This is a genomic window from Pseudomonas sp. BB438 (genome assembly GCF_057180225.1).
In genome coordinates this window covers 1,540,744-1,561,976 of record NZ_CM170001.1, presented here as the reverse complement: position 1 = coordinate 1,561,976, position 21,233 = coordinate 1,540,744, and the positions used below count along the sequence as shown (strand labels likewise).

Annotated in this window: 20 protein-coding genes; 10 read left to right on the top strand and 10 right to left on the bottom strand. The window is 63.7% G+C overall.

What is annotated here, in order from left to right; genetic code table 11:
• Positions 1-4: 4 nt before the first annotated feature.
• The 6 genes from lepA to rpoE form a co-directional block, all read right to left on the bottom strand.
• The gene (lepA, locus tag AC1ZV1_RS07270; protein WP_484296108.1) at positions 5-1,804 is read right to left on the bottom strand and encodes a translation elongation factor 4; all 1,800 of its coding nucleotides are present in this window, start codon (positions 1,802-1,804) and stop codon (positions 5-7) included.
• A gap of 148 nt (positions 1,805-1,952) precedes the next feature.
• Positions 1,953-3,383, bottom strand: coding sequence for a DegQ family serine endoprotease (locus tag AC1ZV1_RS07265; RefSeq protein WP_484296107.1), 1,431 nt, complete (start codon positions 3,381-3,383; stop codon positions 1,953-1,955).
• 36 nt (positions 3,384-3,419) lie between these two features.
• Positions 3,420-3,890, bottom strand: a complete 471-nt coding sequence (locus AC1ZV1_RS07260) for a SoxR reducing system RseC family protein (RefSeq protein WP_484296106.1) — start codon at positions 3,888-3,890, stop codon at positions 3,420-3,422.
• Positions 3,887-4,831, bottom strand: coding sequence for a MucB/RseB C-terminal domain-containing protein (locus AC1ZV1_RS07255; protein WP_484296105.1), 945 nt, complete (start codon positions 4,829-4,831; stop codon positions 3,887-3,889). Before AC1ZV1_RS07255 ends, AC1ZV1_RS07260 begins: the two co-directional genes overlap by 4 nt.
• A 21-nt stretch (positions 4,832-4,852) precedes the next feature.
• Complete coding sequence (locus AC1ZV1_RS07250) at positions 4,853-5,437, bottom strand: sigma-E factor negative regulatory protein (RefSeq protein WP_484296104.1); 585 nt, start codon at positions 5,435-5,437, stop codon at positions 4,853-4,855.
• 31 nt (positions 5,438-5,468) lie between these two features.
• On the bottom strand, positions 5,469-6,053 hold the full coding sequence (gene rpoE, locus AC1ZV1_RS07245; RefSeq protein WP_017516654.1) for an RNA polymerase sigma factor RpoE/AlgU: 585 nt from the start codon (positions 6,051-6,053) through the stop codon (positions 5,469-5,471).
• Between the two features lie 460 nt (positions 6,054-6,513).
• Here rpoE and nadB point away from each other — a divergent pair, with 460 nt between their 5' ends.
• On the top strand, positions 6,514-8,130 hold the full coding sequence (gene nadB, locus AC1ZV1_RS07240; protein ID WP_484296103.1) for an L-aspartate oxidase: 1,617 nt from the start codon (positions 6,514-6,516) through the stop codon (positions 8,128-8,130).
• On the opposite strand, the gene AC1ZV1_RS07235 is transcribed toward nadB, so the two are convergent.
• Both AC1ZV1_RS07235 and AC1ZV1_RS07230 read right to left on the bottom strand, forming a co-directional pair.
• Positions 8,099-8,551, bottom strand: a complete 453-nt coding sequence (locus tag AC1ZV1_RS07235) for a protein YgfX (RefSeq protein ID WP_484296102.1) — start codon at positions 8,549-8,551, stop codon at positions 8,099-8,101. The two genes, nadB and AC1ZV1_RS07235, sit on opposite strands and share 32 nt — an antisense overlap.
• Complete coding sequence (locus AC1ZV1_RS07230) at positions 8,535-8,789, bottom strand: FAD assembly factor SdhE (RefSeq protein ID WP_024765533.1); 255 nt, start codon at positions 8,787-8,789, stop codon at positions 8,535-8,537. Before AC1ZV1_RS07230 ends, AC1ZV1_RS07235 begins: the two co-directional genes overlap by 17 nt.
• Before the next feature lie 169 nt (positions 8,790-8,958).
• On the opposite strand from AC1ZV1_RS07230, the gene ygfZ reads away from it, so the two are divergent.
• Both ygfZ and AC1ZV1_RS07220 read left to right on the top strand, forming a co-directional pair.
• Positions 8,959-9,894 carry a CAF17-like 4Fe-4S cluster assembly/insertion protein YgfZ gene (gene ygfZ / locus AC1ZV1_RS07225; protein ID WP_484296101.1) on the top strand — a complete coding sequence of 312 codons (936 nt, stop codon included), beginning with the start codon at positions 8,959-8,961 and terminating at the stop codon, positions 9,892-9,894.
• A 45-nt stretch (positions 9,895-9,939) separates the two neighbouring features.
• Positions 9,940-10,776 (top strand): HDOD domain-containing protein, encoded by an 837-nt coding sequence (locus AC1ZV1_RS07220; RefSeq protein WP_484296100.1) that lies wholly within the window; start codon positions 9,940-9,942, stop codon positions 10,774-10,776.
• A gap of 55 nt (positions 10,777-10,831) precedes the next feature.
• Here the strand turns inward: AC1ZV1_RS07220 and AC1ZV1_RS07215 are convergent, their stop codons facing one another.
• Together AC1ZV1_RS07215 and AC1ZV1_RS07210 are read right to left on the bottom strand one after the other, a co-directional pair.
• Entirely contained in the window at positions 10,832-12,238 is a 1,407-nt protein-coding gene (locus tag AC1ZV1_RS07215) for a sensor histidine kinase (protein WP_484296099.1), read from the bottom strand.
• Entirely contained in the window at positions 12,231-12,902 is a 672-nt protein-coding gene (locus AC1ZV1_RS07210) for a response regulator (RefSeq protein ID WP_015476079.1), read from the bottom strand. Before AC1ZV1_RS07210 ends, AC1ZV1_RS07215 begins: the two co-directional genes overlap by 8 nt.
• A gap of 286 nt (positions 12,903-13,188) precedes the next feature.
• Here AC1ZV1_RS07210 and AC1ZV1_RS07205 point away from each other — a divergent pair, with 286 nt between their 5' ends.
• The 7 genes from AC1ZV1_RS07205 to AC1ZV1_RS07175 all read left to right on the top strand — a co-directional run bounded on the left by AC1ZV1_RS07205 (position 13,189) and on the right by AC1ZV1_RS07175 (position 21,231).
• Positions 13,189-14,478: an OprD family porin gene (locus AC1ZV1_RS07205; RefSeq protein ID WP_484296098.1), complete on the top strand. Its 1,290-nt coding sequence runs from the start codon at positions 13,189-13,191 to the stop codon at positions 14,476-14,478.
• Positions 14,479-14,507: 29 nt separating this feature from the next.
• A complete protein-coding gene (locus AC1ZV1_RS07200) occupies positions 14,508-15,485 on the top strand; it encodes a Bug family tripartite tricarboxylate transporter substrate binding protein (RefSeq protein ID WP_484296097.1) in 978 nt (325 codons plus the stop codon).
• 48 nt (positions 15,486-15,533) lie between these two features.
• The gene (locus AC1ZV1_RS07195; RefSeq protein ID WP_484296096.1) at positions 15,534-16,001 is read left to right on the top strand and encodes a tripartite tricarboxylate transporter TctB family protein; all 468 of its coding nucleotides are present in this window, start codon (positions 15,534-15,536) and stop codon (positions 15,999-16,001) included.
• Between the two features lie 156 nt (positions 16,002-16,157).
• The gene (locus tag AC1ZV1_RS07190; protein WP_484296095.1) at positions 16,158-17,678 is read left to right on the top strand and encodes a tripartite tricarboxylate transporter permease; all 1,521 of its coding nucleotides are present in this window, start codon (positions 16,158-16,160) and stop codon (positions 17,676-17,678) included.
• Between the two features lie 215 nt (positions 17,679-17,893).
• Entirely contained in the window at positions 17,894-18,256 is a 363-nt protein-coding gene (locus AC1ZV1_RS07185) for a YceK/YidQ family lipoprotein (protein ID WP_484296094.1), read from the top strand.
• Positions 18,257-18,310: 54 nt separating this feature from the next.
• Entirely contained in the window at positions 18,311-19,090 is a 780-nt protein-coding gene (locus tag AC1ZV1_RS07180; RefSeq protein WP_484296093.1) for a hypothetical protein, read from the top strand.
• Positions 19,091-19,110: 20 nt separating this feature from the next.
• On the top strand, positions 19,111-21,231 hold the full coding sequence (locus AC1ZV1_RS07175) for a lipase family protein (protein ID WP_484296092.1): 2,121 nt from the start codon (positions 19,111-19,113) through the stop codon (positions 21,229-21,231).
• Positions 21,232-21,233: the final 2 nt, after the last annotated feature.

Sequence of the window (21,233 nt, the reverse complement as noted above, 5' to 3'; positions counted from 1 at the left end):
GGGTTCAACTGTCCACTTTGAGCACAGCGAGGAAGGCTTCCTGCGGAATCTCCACGCTACCGACCTGCTTCATCCTTTTCTTACCGGCCTTCTGCTTCTCCAGCAGCTTGCGCTTACGGCTCACGTCACCACCGTAGCACTTGGCCAGCACGTTCTTCCTGAGCGCCTTGACCGTCGAACGGGCGATGATCTGCCCACCGATGGCCGCCTGAATCGCGACATCGAACATCTGCCGCGGAATCAATTCCTTCATCTTCTCCACCAGCTGACGGCCCTTGTACGGGGCGTTGTCGCGGTGGACGATCAGGGCGAGGGCGTCGACCTTCTCACCATTGATCAGCACATCGAGACGAACCAGGTTTGCCGGTTCGAAGCGATCGAAGCTGTAGTCCAGCGAAGCATAGCCGCGGCTGGTGGACTTCAGGCGGTCGAAGAAGTCCAGCACCACTTCGTTCATCGGCAGATCGTAGATCACCTGGACCTGGCCACTGAGGAAGTGCATGTCGCGCTGGACGCCGCGCTTCTCGATGCACAGGGTAATGACGTTGCCCAGGTGCTCCTGAGGCACAAGGATGGTCGCGCGGCAGATCGGTTCGCGCATTTCGTCGATGGACGACAGGTCGGGCAGCTTGGACGGGTTGTCGACATAGAGGATGTCGCCGTTCTTCTGCACGATCTCGAAGATCACGGTCGGCGCGGTGGTGATCAGGTCCAGGTCGTATTCGCGCTCCAGGCGCTCCTGGATGATCTCCATGTGCAGCATGCCGAGGAAGCCGATGCGGAAGCCGAAGCCCAGTGCCTCGGAGCTTTCCGGCTCGTATTGCAGCGCGGCGTCGTTCAGGGTCAGCTTCTGCAGGGCTTCGCGGAAATCCTCGAAGTCGTCGGAACTGACCGGGAACAGGCCGGCGTAGACCTGCGGCTTGATGCGCTTGAAGCCCGGCAGCACGTCCACATCGGGTGTGTTGTTCAGGGTCAGGGTATCGCCCACCGGCGCACCGAGAATGTCCTTGATGCCGGCGATGATGAAGCCCACTTCACCAGCCTTCAGGTCCGCGGTCTCGGTGTGCTTCGGGGTAAAGACGCCTACGCTGTCCACCTGGTGGACCTTGCCGGTGGACTTCACCAGAATCTTGTCGCCTTTCTTCACTCGACCGTGCTTCACGCGAACCAGCGAGACCACGCCCAGGTAGTTGTCGAACCAGGAGTCGATGATCAGTGCCTGCAGCGGCGCGTCGATTTCACCTTCCGGCGCCGGTATGGCGGTGACCAGGCGCTCCAGCACATCTTCCACGCCCATGCCGCTCTTGGCCGAGCAGGCCACGGCGTCGGTGGCGTCGATGCCGATGATGCTTTCGATCTCGTCCTTCACGCGGTCCGGGTCGGCCTGCGGCAGGTCCATCTTGTTCAGCACGGGCATGACTTCCAGGCCCTGCTCGATGGCGGTGTAGCAGTTGGCGACCGACTGCGCTTCCACGCCCTGGCCGGCATCCACCACCAGCAGCGCACCTTCGCAGGCGGCCAGCGAGCGGCTGACTTCGTAGGTGAAGTCGACGTGGCCGGGGGTATCGATGAAGTTCAGCTGGTAGGTCTTGCCGTCCTTCGCCTTGTAGTGAAGCGTGACGCTGTGCGCCTTGATGGTGATGCCGCGCTCACGCTCCAGGTCCATGGAGTCCAGTACCTGGGCCTCCATCTCGCGGTCGGACAGGCCGCCGCACATCTGGATGAAGCGGTCCGCCAAGGTCGACTTGCCATGGTCGATGTGGGCGATGATGGAGAAATTGCGGATATGACTCAGGTCACTCACGGCTGAACACACTCGGAAGGCTGAAGGCGGCGGTCCGCCGAAAAATAGCCGGGGAGTTTACCTGAATACAGCCAGACGCGTCACGCCGCGCCGGACGGTCAGGCATGAAAAAGGGCGGTCGAAACCGCCCTCTTCTGGTGCGCCGACCTTACTCGGTCAGCTTGAACGTGATGAAGCTCGCACGCCCCTGACGCAGCACGCGCATGGAAATCGAACGATCCTTCGGCAGCGCCTTGGCAATCTCGCTGAAGGTTTTCGAGGAATCCACCGCGCGGTTGTTCAGGTGAGTGATGACGTCACCCGGACGCAGACCGACCATGGCCGCCGGACCGCCCTGCACTTCCTTGATGACCACACCACCCTTGATATCCAGGGATTTGCGCTGCTCGGCGGTCAGCTCGGCCACGGTCACGCCCATGCGGTTGCTGCTACGCTCTACGCCCTTGCCCTCGACGGCGGCGACGGCATCGTCGTCGTCCGGCAGGCTGCCGATGGTCATGTTCAGGGTCTGGCGCTTGTTGTCACGAATGACTTCCAGAGCCGCCTTGTCGCCCGGCTTCATGTTGCCCACCAGATGCGGCAGGTCGGCGGATTCGTTGATGGTCTGGCCGTTCAGGCTCAGGATCACGTCACCCACCTGCAGGCCGCCCTTGGCTGCCGGACCGTCTTCCACCAGTTGCGCGACCAGCGCGCCAGCCGGCTTGTCGAGACCGAAGGATTCGGCCAGATCCTTGTTCACTTCCTGGATCACCACGCCCAGCCAGCCACGATTGACCTTGCCACCGGCTTTGAGCTGATCAGCGACGTTCAGCGCCACATCGATCGGAATCGCGAAGGAAAGCCCCATGAAGCCGCCGGAACGGGTGAAGATCTGCGAGTTGATACCCACCACTTCACCCTGCAGGTTCAGCAGGGGACCGCCGGAGTTGCCCGGGTTGATCGCCACGTCGGTCTGAATGAACGGCACGTAGTTCTCGTTCGGCAGGCTGCGGCCCTTGGCGCTGACGATACCGGCAGTCACCGAATGGTCGAAGCCGAACGGCGAGCCGATGGCCAGCACCCACTCGCCGACCTTCAGCTTGTCGGAATCGCCCAGCTTGAGCGTCGGCAGGCCCTTGGCGTCGATCTTCAGCACGGCGACGTCGCTGCGCGGGTCGGCGCCGACCAGCTTGGCCTTGTGCTCGCTGCGGTCGGACAGGCGCACGAGAATCTCGTCGGCGTCGGCCACCACGTGGTTGTTGGTCAGGATGTAGCCGTCATCGGAAATGATGAAGCCCGAACCCAGCGACTGCGCCTCGCGCTGCTGGCCACGGGGCGCCTGGCCCTGACCGCCCTGGCCACGGGGAATGCTGCGCTCGAAGAATTCGCGCAGGCCCGGCGGCAGGCCGTCGAGGTCCGGAATGCCCATCTGCGCGTTGGAGCGGTCGGGAAGCTTCTGGGTAGTACTGATGTTGACCACCGCCGGCGAGGCCTTCTCGACCAGCGGAGTGAAGTCCGGTAGTTCAGCCCGCGCGGTGACCGACAGGCTCAGGGCCAGCAGGGCGACCAGCGCAGCCATGCTGCGTTTCAGGGTTTGCATTGACTACAGCTCCCGTGATGTTGATTGGGAAGTTCACTAAACAGGGCCGGGCGGCCCACCGACCAGCGCACGCAGCACAACCGGTTGCATCGCCGGATCATCTGCGTGGCGCCGCGAATAGCGGCGCACAAGCAGCCAGGCCAGCAGGAAGCCCGCTGACCCAGCCACGATGATGATAGGTTCTCCCAGGCCGAGGCGCGCAGCCATCAACGCCAGCGCGAACAACCCCAGCAAGGGGAAGAGATAGATAAGCAGGGCGTTTTTGAGTAGCAGAGCCTCATCCACGCCCAGCACGACTTCATCGCCAGGAGCCAATCCCGGCGGCGTCGAATCCTGCGGAGAGAAAGCACGCAACTGACCGCGCCCTCGTGCAACGCCAAGGCGCTCGAGGAGACCCTGGCCGCAACCGGCGCTGGCTGAACAATCCGAGCAGGTGGAGCGGCGCAGCGTTTCGACCTGGACAGCGCCAGATTCGACCGCAATCACCCTCCCCCGCTCCTGGATCACTGTGGCTGGGCTCCCGTTGGCCGCATGGACAACGCCACGCGCTCGGCCGTGCCACTGGGGATCTCGCCGACCACGGTCACCATGGTACCGCCGTCGTCGCTGGCGAATCGCCTCGACACCACGGTCGTTGGGCCCAGTTGGGTGCGGGCATCATCGACCTTGGCACCATGCAGCGGCTCGAGAAACACCGAGAATCGCGCCAATCCATCGCCGTAGGCCAGGCACAGGACCTGATCATTGGAAACCGGGCTGCGCTCCTGCAGGGTACTGTTCAGGGTAAAGCCCGGCGGCACCCACTCGGAGTGCCAGCTGGTTTTCACCTCGGCCACCTTGGCTTCCTTCACCGGCTTGCAGGCCGCACTGGCCTGTAGTTCGCCATCGTTGGGCGCAGCCATATCAATACGGGTGAACTGCAGACGCTCGATGATCTGGCCCTTGTCGTTAAGCAACAGGGACTTCAGCGGCAGGCCGGTTTCCTTGTCCACATGCAGCTCGAAGCCGTAGCGATGCTGGTCACGCGGGATCACCGCCAACACCACCGCCGGGCGGTCGGCAATGCGCGACTCGCCGGCGACGCGAACGTCGTAGTATGCGGACAGATCCGTCGGATTGAGCTTGCGCGCCGGCCACATCTCGCCAGTCGAGACCTGGCCCGACATGCCGCCACCGACACACTGGGTGGCGCCGTCGACACGCACGACTTCCTGGCGCGGCCCATCGACCTGGACCAGGTGCTCACGCACCGAACCATCACTCTCCACCCGATGCCAGACATCGTGGGTAGTGAAGGCTCCGCTGCGCTCGTAGATGAAGGTACCCTGGAAATTCTGTTGCTGATCAGCCTCGGAGAGGCGTTTGATCCAGTCCAACGCATCGGCGGCCTGGACTGGCAATGCCAGCAGGCCACCGAGGAAGAACAACAGTGCTGTCGTAGCGCGCATGTCGCTCCTTAAGGTCGCAAATCAGCGGCTTTCCAGGCTCGCGGCGCGTGCGTAAGGCAGGGCGCTGTCGGTGCCGCTGACAGCGGACTGCTGCGCGTGTTGACGCAGATAACCCGGAAGACGCTGCTCATGCCAGGTGGTCTGCCCACCCTGGGCATTGGTGATCACCTGCGGCGCCTCGTCCTGAGTGTAGCCTGCCAGTACCGCCGGGCCTTGCACTTGCGGCAGGGCGATCTGCGGAGTGGCACCTTGCTGGGCAAGGCCGTTGGCAACACTGTCATCCTGATGGTACATGCGCACACCAGCCAGCACGGCCAACGTTACCGAGGCAGCGACGGCCAGACGACCAACGTTGCGCCACGGATTGCGGCTACGCGCCGCCGGTGCGGCCTCATCCGCCAGCGCGGCGGACACGGCGGCAGCAATGTCCAGCTTGGGCATCGCCGGCTCGCGATGCATCACTGCACGGGCCAGTTGGTAACGGGACCAGGTGGCCCGCAATTCGGCGTCCTCGCCGCAGGCTGCAAGCACACGCCGCAGCTCCAGCTCATCCGCTTCGTTATCCATAACCGCGGACAGCGACTCCTGCAGGGCTTCACGACTCATAGCGGTACCTCTCTTGGCTTCTGCCGCTGTATCAGACTTCATCATGCAACAAAGGCTGCAAAGCTTTGTCGATCGCTTCCCGCGCACGGAATATCCGTGAGCGGACGGTTCCCACCGGACACTGCATCACGGTGGCGATATCTTCGTAACTCAGCCCTTCGAACTCGCGCAGGGTCAAAGCCGTACGCAGATCATCGGGCAGCTGCTGGATGGTCCGATGGACCGTTTCCTCGATCTCGTCCCGCAGCATGGCTCTTTCCGGCGACTCGATGTCCTTCAGGGCGTGGTCGCCATCGAAGAACTCCGCATCCTCTGCCGTGACATCGCTGTCCGGCGGCCGCCGACCGCGCGCTACCAGATGGTTCTTCGCGGTGTTGATGGCGATACGGTACAGCCAGGTATAAAAGGCACTGTCACCCCGGAAGTTACCCAAGGCGCGATACGCCTTGATGAATGCTTCCTGTGCAACGTCCTGGGCTTCCTGAGCGTCGTGCACGAACCGCACGATGAGACCCAGAATCTTGTGCTGGTACTTCAGCACCAGCAGGTCAAAAGCCCGTTTGTCTCCGCGCTGTACCCGTTCAACCAGTTGCTGATCCTGTTCCTGGGTTAGCATGAATGCTCCTCTGAGTACCTGGAGGAGCTTCGAGCACCCTGGTGAATCGTCCTGCCAAGATAGACTCGGGTCTTTTGCAAAAGTTCTCCCCTCCAAGCATGCGCCGCACAGTTTTTTCACATTTGCGGCAATCGGACCCCGACATGTGTCCGAAGCCCGTCAAATTCAATGGTACCGGGCGGAACACCCGCTCCCCTTCCGCGCAATGTCAATCTGCGCGCAAAGTTGATTGGGTATTCCGCGTTCGAACCGGAACGTCTGAAAAAGTTCCGGCGATTTAGCGTGTTCCTTCAAAGACTTCGATGCCAGACAGGTGGCCGCCGAGCCAGCTTGAGCCAGGGAGATGGCCTCCCGCCCTGCGACTGCTGCCCGAGGGTACGCGCCTGCGGTGTCATCGGTTCGCCAGTATTGTGCCGTGGCCCCCTTCTATATACTAGGGCGCCATTTTGTGGAGCCGGGTATGAGTCAGCATTTCCAGCACGATGTCCTAGTGATCGGCAGCGGGGCCGCCGGCCTGACGTTGGCGTTGACGCTGCCTTCGCACCTGAAGATCGCCGTGCTGAGCAAGGGCGAACTGTCCCAGGGCTCCACCTTCTGGGCCCAGGGCGGCGTCGCTGCCGTACTGGATGACACCGATACCGTGGAATCCCACGTCGAGGACACCCTGGTCGCCGGCGCCGGCCTGTGCCGCGAGGACGCGGTGAAATTCACCGTCGAGCATAGCCGCGAGGCCATCCAGTGGCTGATCGAGCAGGGCGTGCCCTTCACCCGTGACCATGAGCCGGGCCGCGAGGACGGCAGTTTCGAATTCCACCTGACCCGCGAGGGCGGCCACAGCCACCGGCGGATCATCCACGCCGCCGACGCCACCGGCGCCGCGATCTTCAATGCCCTGCTGGAGCAGGCACGGCAGCGACCGAACATCGAGCTGCTGTCGCAACGGGTCGCCGTCGACTTGATCACCGAGCAGAAACTCGGCCTGAACGGCCAGCGCTGCCTGGGCGCCTACGTGCTGGATCGCTCCACCGGCGAAGTGGACACCTTCAGCGCCCGCTTCACCGTCCTTGCTTCCGGCGGCGCCAGCAAGGTCTACCTCTATACCAGCAACCCCGACGGCAACTCCGGCGACGGCATCGCCATGGCCTGGCGCGCCGGCTGCCGGGTCGGCAACCTGGAGTTCAACCAGTTCCATCCGACCTGCCTGTACCACCCGCAGGCCAAGAGCTTCCTGATCACCGAGGCGCTGCGCGGCGAAGGCGCCCTGCTCCGTCTGCCCAATGGCGAGCGCTTCATGCCGCGCTTCCACGCCCTGGGCGAACTCGCCCCGCGCGACGTGGTAGCCCGCGCCATCGACCACGAGATGAAGCGCCTGGGCATCGACTACGTCTACCTGGACATCAGCCACAAGCCGGCCGAGTTCATCCGCGAGCACTTCCCTACCGTCTACGAACGCTGCCTGGACTTCGGCATCGACATCACCCGCGAGCCTATCCCGGTGGTGCCGGCGGCGCACTACACATGCGGCGGCGTGGTCGTGGACTCCCAGGGGCGCACCGACGTACCGAACCTCTACGCCATCGGCGAAACCACCTTCACCGGCCTGCATGGCGCCAACCGCATGGCCAGCAACTCGCTGCTGGAGTGCTTCGTCTACGCTCGCTCCGCCGCGGCCGACATCCTCGCCGAACTGCCCAGGGCTCAGCCCCTGGTTACGCTGCCCTGCTGGGATGCCAGCCAGGTGACCGACTCGGACGAGGACGTGATCATCGCGCACAACTGGGACGAACTGCGACGCTTCATGTGGGACTACGTGGGCATCGTGCGCACCAACAAGCGCCTGGCGCGCGCGCAGCACCGCGTGCGCCTGCTGCTCGACGAGATCGACGAGTTCTACTCGAACTACAAGGTAAGCCGCGACCTGATCGAGCTGCGCAACCTGGCCCTGGTGGCCGAGCTGATCATTCTTTCCGCCATGCAGCGCCACGAGAGCCGCGGCCTGCACTACACGCTGGATTACCCGGACCTGCTGCCCGAAGCTCGCGACACTATTCTGGCGCCGTCCACCTACTGCGGCTGAACCGCAGCCTCACACGCAGGCGCCGATGCGTCTCCGGCGCCAGGGCGTCGGCGGGGACACAGACGCTACGTGCCAGCCAATCACCGGGGCGACGGAAGCGCAGGACGATCAACGCCGGCAGTGCCAGGCTGTCCGGCAGCAACTGCACCGGCTGAAAGCCGTCGCGCGCACTCCACAGCTGCCAGCCCTCGGCGTTGTGGCGCAGCGCACGCACCGAGTCCGGTGCACGCAATAGAATCCGCCCAGGCACAACCCGGCAGCCATGCAGCAGACAGAGGCTCAGGCCCAGCGTTTTCCAGTGAAGGGGAATCTCCGCGAGCAGCAGCGCCAGGACGGCACAGCACTGCACGGCGAAGTAGGCCACCAGCAAACCGATGGACGGCTGCCAGCGGCACTCGAAGGGGTCACTTCGGCTGGACACGGTCCAAGATCATGCGAACGATGATGCGCAGATCGGCATCCTCCGGCTCGCCCCGCTGCATGAACCAGCCGAACATGTCCTGGTCCTCGCACTCCAGCAGCTTGCGGAAGCGCGCCTGATCATCGGCGGGCAGGCCCGGATAGACTTCCTGGACAAAGGGCACCAGCAGGACGTCCAGTTCCAGCATGCCGCGGCGGCTGTGCCAGAAAAGGCGTTTGAGTTCGGTTTCGTCGGTCATCTGCGGGCACCTCGATTAACAGCGGGCGAATACGTCTTTTCACTCGCGGAGTCGACGGACGGCGCGAGCCGAGCGGCATTATACGCATGCTCGGCTCCCCCGGCACCCGCTGACAAGGCAAGGCCTGAGCTCTATGATGAGGCCCCTAACTTTCTTCCAGCGAATCGTGATGACCGACTCTGCTTTCTACACCGAACTCAATCACGAAGGGATTCTCGCCGTCCGTGGCGCGGACGCGGCCAAATTCCTCCAGGGCCAGCTGACCTGCAACCTGAACTACCTCAACGCCGACTACTCGAGCCTCGGCGCCCGCTGCACGCCCAAGGGCCGCATGACCTCCAGCTTCCGCATCCTCGCCGAAGGCGAAGGCTTTCTGCTGGCGATGGCCAAGGATCTGCTGGACAGCCAGCTGACGGACCTGAAGAAGTACGCTGTATTCTCCAAGGCCACCCTCTCCGATGACAGCAGCCAATGGGCGCGCTTCGGCCTGAGTGGCGCGGGCGCCGTACTGGTCGAGCTGGGCCTGACCCTCTCCGGCGAGGCCGACCAGGTGGCACGGGCTGACGGCCTGATCGCCATCGGCCTCGGCCAGGGCCGCGTCGAACTCTGGGCGCCAGCCGAGCGTGCCGCCGCGATTGTCGATCTGTTGCAGGCCCGCCTGCCCCACGCAGAGCTCAACGACTGGCTGCTTGGCCAGGTTCGCGCCGGCGTCGGCCAGGTGTTCGGCGCCACCCGCGAGCTGTTCATCCCGCAGATGATCAACCTGCAGGCCGTGGGCGGCGTGAGCTTCAAGAAGGGCTGCTACACCGGCCAGGAAATCGTCGCGCGCATGCAGTACCTCGGCCGCCTCAAGCGCCGCCTGCAGCGTCTGAAACTCGATAGCGCCGAGCTGCCGGAGCCGGGCCGTGAGCTGTTCTCGCCGGTGCACTCCACCAGCGTCGGCGAAGTGGTACTGGCCGCCCGCGCGGCCGATGGCGTGGAGCTGCTCGCCGTGCTGCAGGACGATGCCGTCGCCGATGGCAACGTGCGCCTGGGTGAGGACCAGCCCCTGCGCCTGCTGGATCTGCCTTACGTACTGGACAGCGATCGCGAGATCCAGCGCTGATTTCCGTGCCGGGCGGGGAGCCCGGCTTTCCCTGAAGGACACTTCATGAGCAAGCTTGCCGAAAAAGTACAACAGGAACTGCTGCGGGCCATCGACAACGATGAGCTGGTGCTGCCGACGCTGCCGGAAGTCGCCCTGCGCGTCCGCGAGGCGGCGGAAGACCCTGACATCAGCATCCAGGACCTCAGCAAGGTGATTGGCAACGACGCTGCCCTGACCGCGCGCATCATCAAGGTGGTGAACAGCCCGCTGCTGCGCACCAACAAGGAAATCACCGACCTGCAGATGGCGATCAGCCGCCTGGGCATCAACTACACCTGCAACCTGGCCACGGGCCTGGCCATGGAACAAATGTTCCAGGCCACCTCCGACGTCGTCGACCGCAAGATGCGCGAGGTGTGGAACAAGAGCACCGAGATCGCCGGCATCTGCCACGCCCTGTGCCGCCACTACACCCGTCTCGCGCCGGACCAGGCGACCCTTGCCGGCCTCGTGCACCAGATCGGCGTGCTGCCGATCCTGACCTACGCCGAGGAACACAGCGAGCTGCTGGCGGACTCCATCAGCCTCAATCACGTGATCGAGCGCATCCATCCGATCATCGGCGACCGCATCCTCAAGGCCTGGGACTTCCCGGCGCCGATCGCCGCCGTGCCCGGCCAGCACCTGGACTTCAGCCGCGATTCGGCCAAGGTCGACTACGTGGACATCGTTCAGGTCGCCACCCTGCAGAGCTACCTCGGCAGCCAGCACCCCTACACCGAGCTGGACTGGGCGACCATCCCGGCCTTCGCCAAGCTGGGCCTGGACCCGAAGGTCGACGTGAAGGAAGACGAAGACCTCTCCGCCGCCATGGAAGCGGCCATGAGCATGCTTCAGTAAGTTCGTGCCGCACCACCGCAAACCCGCCCTTGCCGGCGGGTTTCGCGTCTCTGGCTCAAGCGTTTTCCGCCGGGAAGGTCACCCGCACCAGCAAGCCGCCCAGCTCGCTCTGATGCAGCTCGATACGGGCGCGGTGCGCGCTGCAGATCTCGCCTACGATGGCCAGCCCGAGGCCGGTGCCCTGCTGGCGACGGCGATAGAACCGGCGGAATACCTTGTCGCGCTCCTCCGGCGGGATGCCGGGGCCGTCATCCTCGACTTCCAGTTCGGCAGGCGAACGCACGCGGATGATCACGTTGCCGTCCGCCGGCGCATGGGTAATGGCGTTGTCCACCAGATTGCTGAGCAACTCATTGAGCAACGTCGGGTCCCCCTTCACCCAGGCCGGCTCGTCCGCCTCCAGCGCCAGCGCCACACCGCGCGAATAGGCCAGCGGCGCCAATGCCAGGCCCAACTCGCGGGCGAGCTGACCCAGTTCGATGCGCTCCCCCGCGCCTTCGGCGATGGCACGGGCACCACTTTCCACGCGCGCCAGGGACAGCAACTGGTTGGCCAGCCCGGTCACCCGGTCGGTGTTCTGCACTGCGTCGGCCAACGTCGCGCGCCATTGCTGCGGGTCCTGCTCGCGCAGCCCCAGTTCAAGCCGTGCCTTGAGTGCCGCCAGCGGGGTGCGCAGCTCATGGGACGCCTCGGCGATGAACTGCGATTGCCGGTCGAACAGCCCGCGCAGGCGCAGGGTGAAGTGGTTGAGCGCCGCCACCAGGGGGCGCAGCTCCTTCTGTACAGCGACCTCCGGCAACGGCCGCAGGTCATCCGGCTGACGCTCCTCCACCGCTTCGCGCAAACGGTCCAGCGGGCGCAGGCCGGCGCTCACCGCGTACCAGACCATCATCAGCGCGGCGATGGCGGACAGCGCGAGGTTGAGCAGCGTGTCGGCAAGCAGGTTGCGCGCCAGCCGCTCGCGGGCGCCCATGGTCTCGGCGACGCGGATTTCCGCCATGCCGTTGACCGTCGGCTGGCTCACTGGCTGCAGCAGGCTGACCACGCGCACACCCTGCCCTTCGTAGGTGGCGTCATAGAACTTGGCCAGCGCCGGGTAATCGTCGGTGCGCGGCGTGGTCGGCAGCGGCGCGGGCAGGTTCTCGTAGCCGGAGATCATGTTCCCCTGGGGATCGATCACCTGGTAGAAGATGCGCCCGGCGCTGTCGTACTCGAAGCTGTCCAGCGCCACGTAGGGCACGTTGGCGCGCAGCGTACCGTCGCTGGCGTATAGGCCGTCGGCGATATCCCGCGCGGAGGCCAGCAGGGTGCGGTCATAGGCGATGTCGGCGGCATGCCGGGCGCGCCAGTAGGTGGCCGCGCTACCGATCAGCAGCAGCACCAGCAGCAGGCCGCCCAGGCGCCAGAGCAGCCGCCCGCGCAGGCTGCCGACACCGAGAAAGCCCCAGCGCCGGTCAGCCATCCCGGGCCTCGAGCAGGTAGCCCAGGCCACGGAAGGTGACGATGCGCACCGAGCTGCCTTCGAGCTTCTTGCGCAGGCGATGCACGTAGATCTCGATGGCGTCGGCGCTGGCGTCCTGGTCCAGGCCGAACACCTGCGCCGCCAGTTGCTCCTTGCTCATCACCCGCCCGGGACGGGCGATCAACGCCTCGAGCACGGCCTGCTCGCGGGAGGTCAGGTTCATCGCCTGCTCGGCCAGGGTAAAGCGACGCGCGCCGAGGTCGTAGACCAGCTCGCCGCAGCGCTGCTGCTGTTCGCCGCCGAGCACGCTGCGGCGCAGCAGGGCCTTCACCCGCGCTTCCAGTTCGGTGAGTTCGAAGGGCTTGGCCAGGTAATCGTCGGCGCCCAGGTTCAACCCGTGCACGCGGTCGCGCACTTCCCCACGGGCGGTGAGCATCAGCACGGGAAGCGTCTTGCCGCGCTCGCGCAGGCGAGCGAGCACCTGGAAGCCGTCCAGTCGCGGCAGGCCGACATCGAGGATCGCCAGCGCGTAGTCCTCGCTGGCCAGGGCCAGGTCGGCGGCCACGCCGTCCTGCAGCAAGTCCACGGTCCAGCCAGCGCCCTTGAGCGCCTGGGCGACGCTTTCGCCGAGTTGCGGATGGTCTTCGACCAGAAGGATTCGCACGCGGATTCACCCCTACGACGACAGGTTCGGGCCGGCAGTTTACCCATCCGCGAGCGCCTGTGAATGGGGGAAATTCGCTGAAATCACTGCGAAAGGGGACTGAAAGCCTGGCGAAAGCTTAGCCCGTTAGCATCGCCAACGAGCCGCCTCCCAACCCCCGATTTTTCAGCGCCGACTGCCCGGGCGCAACGGCGGGAGAAGCGGACTCGACGACGGCGTAGACCGTCAACAGAGCGAAAGGCTGCGTGGTGCCCTTTCGCGACAACAACAAGAACGGAGACCACAGATGCCCACCGCCAGGCCTTTGGCTGCACCGGCTTTTGCCAAGCCCCACTCCCGCTGTCTGCCCCCTGCCCTGCTGGCTTTCGCCGGGGTCGCCCCGCTGTGCGACGCCGCCGGGTTCATCGAAGACAGCAGCGCCACGCTCAGCACCCAGAACATCTACTTCAATCGCGACTTCCGCGACGGCACCGGCCAGTCCAAGCGCGAAGAGTGGGCACAGGGTTTCATCCTCGATTTCCAGTCCGGCTACACTCCCGGCACTATCGGCGTCGGCCTCGACGCCATGGGCATGCTGGGCCTCAAGCTCGACTCCTCTCCGGATCGCACCGGCACCGGCCTGCTGCCGACCCACGATGACGGTCGCGCCGCCGACGAATACAGCAAGCTGGGCCTGACCGCCAAGTTCAAGGCCTCCGAGACGGAGCTGAAGATCGGCAGCCTGATCCCCGACCTGCCGACCCTGCAACCCAACGACAGCCGCCTGTTCCCGCAGACCTTCGAGGGCGGCCTGCTCAACTCCACCGACCTGCCCGGCCTGAACTTCACCGGCGGTCGCCTGGAGAAGGTCAAGGACCGCGACTCCACCGACTACACCGACCTTGCGCTGAACAACAAGAACCGTCGCTTCTCCGGCGGTAGCGCCGAGGGCAAGCACTACGACCTGGCCGGCGGCGACTACAAGTTCACCGACCACCTCACCGGCCGATACCACTACGCGCAGCTGGACGAGGTCTACCGCCAGCACTTCGTCGGCCTGCTCGCCAGCTACCCGCTCGGCGCCGGCAAACTCAGCGCGGACGTGCGCCTGGCCATCAGCGACGACCAGGGCGAAGCGCGCGGCGGCGAGATCGACAACCGTGCCTTCAACGGCATGCTCGGCTACGCCCTCGGCGCCAACAAGTTCAGCCTCGGCTGGCAGCGGATGAGCGGCGACAGCGCGTTCCCCTACATCGACGGCAGCAACCCGTACCTCGTCAACTTCGTCCAGGTCGGCGACTTCGCCGAGACCGACGAGCGCTCCTGGCAAGTCCGCCACGACTACGACTTCGCCGGCCTCGGCATCCCCGGCCTGACCCTGATGAATCGCTACATCAGCGGTGACAATGCCAAAATCAACGGCATGGACGGTCACGGCAAGGAATGGGAGCGCAACACCGACATCAAGTACGTGATCCAGAGCGGCCCGCTCAAGGACGTCGCGGTGCGCGTGCGCAATGCCACCTACCGCTCCAGCTTCGCGCGGGACGCCGACGAGACACGTATCTACCTCAGCTACTCCCTGGCGATCTGGTAAACCGACAACAACAAGAGAGGCATCGCATCATGTCCACCGTCCTGCGCAACCTGACCCTCGCCGGCGCCACCCTGCTCGCCGCCAGCCAACTGATGGCCGAGCCCAAGCGTCCGGAATGCATCGCCCCGGCCTCCCCCGGCGGCGGCTTCGACCTCACCTGCAAGCTGGCGCAGAGCGCCCTGGTGGACGAGAAGCTGCTCACCAAGCCGATGCGCGTGACCTACATGCCTGGCGGCGTCGGTGCCGTGGCCTACAACGCGGTGGTCGCCCAGCGCCCGGCCGATGGCAACACCATCACCGCCTTCTCCAGTGGCTCCCTGTTGAACCTGGCCCAGGGCAAGTTCGGCCGTTTCGACGAGAACGCCGTGAAGTGGCTGGCCGCCGTGGGCACCAGCTACGGCGCCATCGCCGTGCCCAGCGACTCGCCGTACAAGAACCTCGGCGACCTGGTGGCCGCGCTGAAGGCGGACCCGAGCAAGGTGGTGATCGGCTCCGGCGGTACCGTCGGCAGCCAGGACTGGATGCAGACCGCACTGATCGCCAAGGCCGCCGGCATCGATCCCAAGCAACTGCGCTACGTCGCGCTGGAGGGTGGCGGTGAGATCGCCACAGCGCTGCTCGGTGGGCATATCCAGGTAGGCAGCACGGACATCTCCGACTCCATGCCACACATCCGCGCCGGCAAGATGCGCATCCTGGCGGTGTTCGCCGAAGAGCGCCTGAAGGATGACGGCATGGCCGACATTCCCACTGCCAAGGAGCAGGGCTTCGACATCGTCTGGCCGGTGGTGCGCGGCTTCTATGTCGGGCCGAAGGTAAGCGACGAGGACTACCAGTTCTGGAAGGCCTCCTTCGACAAGCTGCTGGCTTCCGAAGACTTCGCCAAGCTGCGCGACCAGCGCGAGCTGTTCCCCTTCGCCATGACCGGCCCGGAGCTGGACGCCTACGTGAAGCAGCAGGTCGCCCAGTACAAGCAGCTGGCCCGCGAGTTCGGCCTCATCCAGTAACGCCCGCGCGGCGCCGCCTTCAGCGAAGGCGGCGCCAGGAGACTCCTCATGTCCCGTACCAGCCTCTTCCAGCGGCTGTTCGCCGGCGCCTGGCTGTTCGCCTGCGTCGCCTTCGCCCTGATCGCCTGGCAGCTCCAGGCGCCCTTCTCCTACGAGCCGGTCGGCCCGCGCGCCTACCCGCTGCTCTGCCTGGGCCTGATGGCCGTGGGCCTGGCCTGGCTGATCGCCCGCCCGACGCCGATCAAGCGCGAGGACGACGAGCCGGCACTGGAAGGCGCGCTGCTGGGCAAGGTCGTGCTCTGCGTCGTCCTGCTGGCGGTCTATGCCGGCCTGTTCGAGCCGCTGGGCTTCATCCCCGCAAGCGCCCTGGTCGGCACCTTTATCGCGCTGATCTACGGCGGCCGCCCGGTGGCCAGCGTGATCACCGCAACGCTGCTCGCCGTCGGCCTCTACGTGCTGTTCGACCGCACCCTGGATGTCCCGCTGCCGCTGGGCATTCTCGACCCTTTGCTTTGACTAGCAGCCATTTCAGAAGCTCGCCGAGCCCAGTCCAGGCAAGGCGGAAATGGGACAAGAAGCGGAGTTTACGTCCAGTAAATGAGCATTCTTGGCCCATTTCCAACGCCGCATGGGCAAGCGCAGGCAGCTTCTGAACAGGCGGAGGAACACATCATGGAAACTTTGAGTTACCTGGGACAGGGCTTCGGCGTCGCCCTGACCCCGTACAACCTGATCACCGCACTGATCGGCACCCTGATCGGCACCGTCGTCGGCCTGCTGCCCGGTCTGGGCCCGATCAACGGCGTAGCACTGCTGATCCCGGTAGCCTTCGCCCTCGGCCTGCCGCCGGAGTCGGCGCTGATCCTGCTGGCCGCCGTGTACCTGGGCTGCGAATACGGCGGACGGATCTCGTCGATCCTGCTGAATATCCCCGGCGAAGCCTCCACCGTGATGACCACCCTCGACGGCTACCCCATGGCCCGCAACGGCCTGGCCGGTGTGGCCCTGTCGCTGTCGGCCTGGAGCTCGTTCATCGGCGCCTTCATCGCCACCTGCGGCATGGTGCTGTTCGCCCCGCTGCTGGCGAAATGGGCGATCGCCTTCGGCCCGGCGGAATACTTCGTGCTGATGGTCTTCGCCATCGTCGCCCTCGGCGGGCTGGCCGGCGACCGACCACTGAAGACACTGCTGGCCGCGCTGCTCGGGCTGTTCCTCTCCAGCGTCGGGATCGACGCCAACAGCGGCGTGTATCGCTTCACCTTCGACAACATCCACGTCTCCGACGGCATCCAGTTCGTGGTGCTGGTGCTGGGCCTGTTCTCGGTGAGCGAAATCCTCCTGCTGCTGGAGAAGACCCACCACGGCCACAAGATGGTCGAGGCCAGCGGGCGCATGCTGTTCAACATGAAGGAAGCCGCCTCGGTGGCGGTGGTCAACGTACGCTGCGGCCTGCTCGGCTTCATCATGGGCGTGCTGCCCGGCGCCGGCGCGACCCTGGCCAGCGCCGTGGCCTACATGACCGAGAAGAAGCTGGCCGGCGAAAGCGGCACGTTCGGCAAGGGCGACGTCCGCGGCCTGGCGGCCCCGGAGACCGCCATCGGCGCCTCCGCCTGCGGCGCCCTGGTGCCGATGCTGACCCTCGGCGTCCCCGGCTCGGGCACCACCGCCGTGATGATCGGCGCGCTCAGCCTGTACAACATCACCCCCGGCCCGCTGCTGTTCCAGGAACAGCCGAACATCGTCTGGGGCCTGATCGCCTCGCTGTTCATCGCCAACGTCATGCTGATCATCCTCAACGTGCCGATGGTGCGGGTGTTCACCCGCATCCTCTCGGTGCCGAACTGGGCACTGGTGCCGGGCATCGCGATCATCACCGCGATCGGCGTCTACGCCGTGCACGCCACCACCTTCGACCTGTTCCTCATGGTCGCCATCGGCATCCTCGGCTACGTCCTGCGCAAGCTGGACTTCCCGCTGTCGCCACTGCTGCTGGGCTTCATCCTCGGCGGGCTGATGGAGCAGAACCTGCGCCGCGCGCTGTCCATCTCCAACGGCGAGCTGGGCATCCTCTGGTCCAGCCCCATCGCCATCGGCACCTGGGCGCTGGTCGCGCTGATGCTCGGCCTGCCGCTCTACCGCGCCTGGCGCAAACGCGCCCGCCGCTCCCGCGAGGCGGTGGCTGACGCCGCTTAAAGCAACCACGCTCGCCGCGTCGAGACGCGCGGCGACTTTCAAGGCCCGCCTTTGTGCGGGCCTCTTTTTTGGCTGCGTGAGTACCGCTGATGATCCGTGGCGAATGACGGAAAACACTTACGCCGATTCGACAGCCAAATTAGGACAGGTCCTATCGCCACCAAAACATAGAAGAGAGTAAAAGCGGAAGTCTCTCAGACAAGGATGCCTGCACGATGAATCCCCCCGCTATTTTCGCCCTCCCTATTAGTCACCAATCCCCATCGAATAAAATCTCAATAAAACTCCTAGCCGCCAAAGCGACCAAAGCATCGGCGGCAACTCTATTGCTTACTGCAATTTCGGGTTGTGGCTCTATGGGCGCAGCTGTCTCCAACGGCCCGCTTTGCCCTTATCAAGGGTTGTCGTGGGACTTTGCCATCATGACGGACTGGAAGACAATTAAAAACATGTTTGGATTCAACATCCTGCTGGGCGCTCTCGACACGCCATTTTCCTTTGTCGCCGACACGCTGACCATTCCCTTCGTAGATTGGAGTGAAGAGGACCTCTCTCAATGTCCCCGCCAATTCAATTAACTGGACCTCCGTGACATTCAAACCATCGACCTCAACACTCATCAAGAGTATCAAATGAAAAATTCGCGACTCTTTAGCGCAAGCGCGGCACTGCTTCTAATGAGCCTAAACGGCTGTGCGCAAACTGCTGTTTTCTCGCCTCCATCCAATAGCGAGGTAGTCACCGTCACAGTGAAAGTGCCCAAAGACTTGGCGGCAGACACCATGCGGGTGATGTATCGCTCCGCCAAATGCCCCAGCAAGGAAACCGCCGACGGGCGCCCCTACGAGATCGACGGCTTCTACCCCATCGACGTGGAGCCCAGGCAGGTGGGGCAAAGCGATCTGTATGAAGCCAAGCTGGCCAGGGACGGTGGCGGTGCCTGCCAGTGGAAGTTGAGCAATGTGACCTTTGGGGTGCATTACGAGAATACGATTAGGTTTGGGGAAAGTGTGAGTTACGGTCGGGGAGGAAGCGTAATTGTAATTTTCGACAACAACCCTCCCCAAGAGCAAACAGGCGAAGGCATAGAAACTATAGACGGGGACCTGCTGATAAGTCAGGACTACTACCCGTGGATCGTGGAAAGCTTTCTCAGAGGCCACCGTATAAAAATCAACATACTTGGAAATAAAGACACTAGAACTTATCTCTCCCACAGAGCAAAGCGGATCGGATTCGAGCCAGAACTACACAAAAACTTAATTGTAAAAACACTAGGCATCAAAGATAAGAACAGCGACGAACAAGCTAAAAATATATATCCAGACGGAACTGTGTCCGACGGCAACTCAAGGCCTAGATTTCAAAAAATGCAAGAACTAACCAAACCTAAAAGCTCACCCTCCAAATAACTCATAGTGGTGAACTTATCATGTCTGAATACTTACACCGCACCGATACGCTCTGCCCCGTAAAAGTTGTAAATGTTCGCGGCAAGCAGATTCTTCACTGGCTGGAGTTCCAGTTGCTTGATGAGCAGGGCGATCCACTGCCCCACCAGCCCTACCGCGCCATCAACGACGCGGTGCGTTGCGGGGAAATCCCCGAATTCAGCGGGCAAAGCGATGCACAGGGGATTATTCGCCTGGAGGGCCTCAAACCCATTGCCGTGACATTATGGCTGACAGCCGAGCCGCTGGCTGAGGTGATGCAGACCCGCCGCTTGCGTGCGGAGCGCCGCGAGCAGCAGCGAGAACTGGTGTATGCCTATACCTACGACGGCCACCCACCAAAGTCTCCGGTTGAAAAGCGGGCGAGGGGAGCAGGGCACGTCTACCACTACTTGCGCATTGGCCACCTGTGCGACCGCCTGCCTAAGATCGATCCGGAGTGGACTGAGAAGCTAGCACCAGCCTTCCACTTCCCCGACCCCGAGTTCAGCGGATTTACCGTTAACGCCGAGGCGCTGGACCGTCGCCACCTGTTGGAAATCTGCCCATTCCGAGCCTGGAACCTGGCGCTGCACCACCAGCCCGAGTACAGCATGGCCAATGCCTATAACCTGGGCCTGATGGCGGACCTCACCTACACCGAGGTGACTTACAAGGAGAGCAAGAAAAAGCAGCCGCGGGCATCCATCGAACTGACCGGCTCAGTCGAAGAGTTCTTCTTCCGTCAATGCCTGGACCTATCTCGCACCCCCTCCTTTCCTCCGCCGACGCCCAGCGGCGAATGGATGCCGGCCCTGGTGGTAGATGTGCCCTTCAGCGAGCGCTACACCACGGCGGTGATGCTGGATGCTCGCACGGCTTCGGTACCCAAGGGCGAACCGAACATTCCGTTCCACATCATCAAGAACACCCAACTGTTCTATGCCAGTAACAAGTCCCAGCTTCTGGTGGCCTGGCGTGGGACTCTGGAGTTCCATGACTGGTTGACCGACCTCCTGTACCAACCTGTAGAGGCCAATGGCACGCACTGCGAAACCAAGGCACCGTGCACGCAGTTGACCAATAAGGGCAAGGTACATTTCGGGTTCCTGCAGGGATTTGAGGTAGCGAAAAAGCTATTTCCCAAGCACTTCGATGCAGTACTTGAACAACTTGAAACAATGAACAAAAAACTGTTCATCAGCGGTCACAGTCTGGGCGGCGCACTGGGTCTGATACATGCAGCCGATCTAAAGGACTTTAGTCCCCTGCTCTACACCTACGGCATGCCGCGCACCTTCACCGCCATGGCGATGCAGAACCTGCGCTTCCCGCACTTCCGCCATATCAACGACGCCGACCCGATCCCCTGCGTGCCACCTGAAGCGGCGCTGGATAACTGGCTGTATGACGCACTCGGCCCGCTGGGCCCAGACCTGGGTTACCTGTGGTCTCTTGCGCAGCTGCCCGTTAGCAAGATCGCGGAATTCGGCGACCCATTCTGGCACCACGGCAACTCGGTGCTGTTCTTCAGGGCGCAGCAAAGCCGGCAGGTCAAGGAGGCACAGCCCTCGGGACAGCGAGGCAGTGACGGTTCTCGCCTGCCACAACAGCGCGTGCTCACCATGCCCCTGCCGGCCACGGCCAAGCTCTACCTGGTGCCCAGCCTGAGCGATGAAAAGAGCCAGTACGCCAACGAACAACAGAAAGCCTTCATCCAGTCGCTATCGCGGGACAGTCTGAAAAAACACTTTCCGCCCTACAGCAACCCGAAGACCGGTAACCATGGGATCAATCCGCTCGACCACTTCATGAGCTCGCGCTACCTGCCCTTCCTGCACAACCAGTTGCTGGAACTTTGCGCGCCGAACCTGAAGATGCGACGCAAGGAAGAACGCGCGGAATTCAAGAAGCAGATGGACGAGAAATCCCAGAACAGCCCTGAGGAAGAACGCAAGCGCAACGAACTGTTCCTCGCCCTGCAGGACCTATTGCCCATGGCCATGGGCATGACCCAGCAGCTCGAAGGCGGTGGCGATGCCATCCAGCGTTTCGCCGCTCTGGAGCGGGAATCCGGCGAGCCCGTCGAGAAGACCAACAGCAAACGCCCAACCGAGAGGTGACG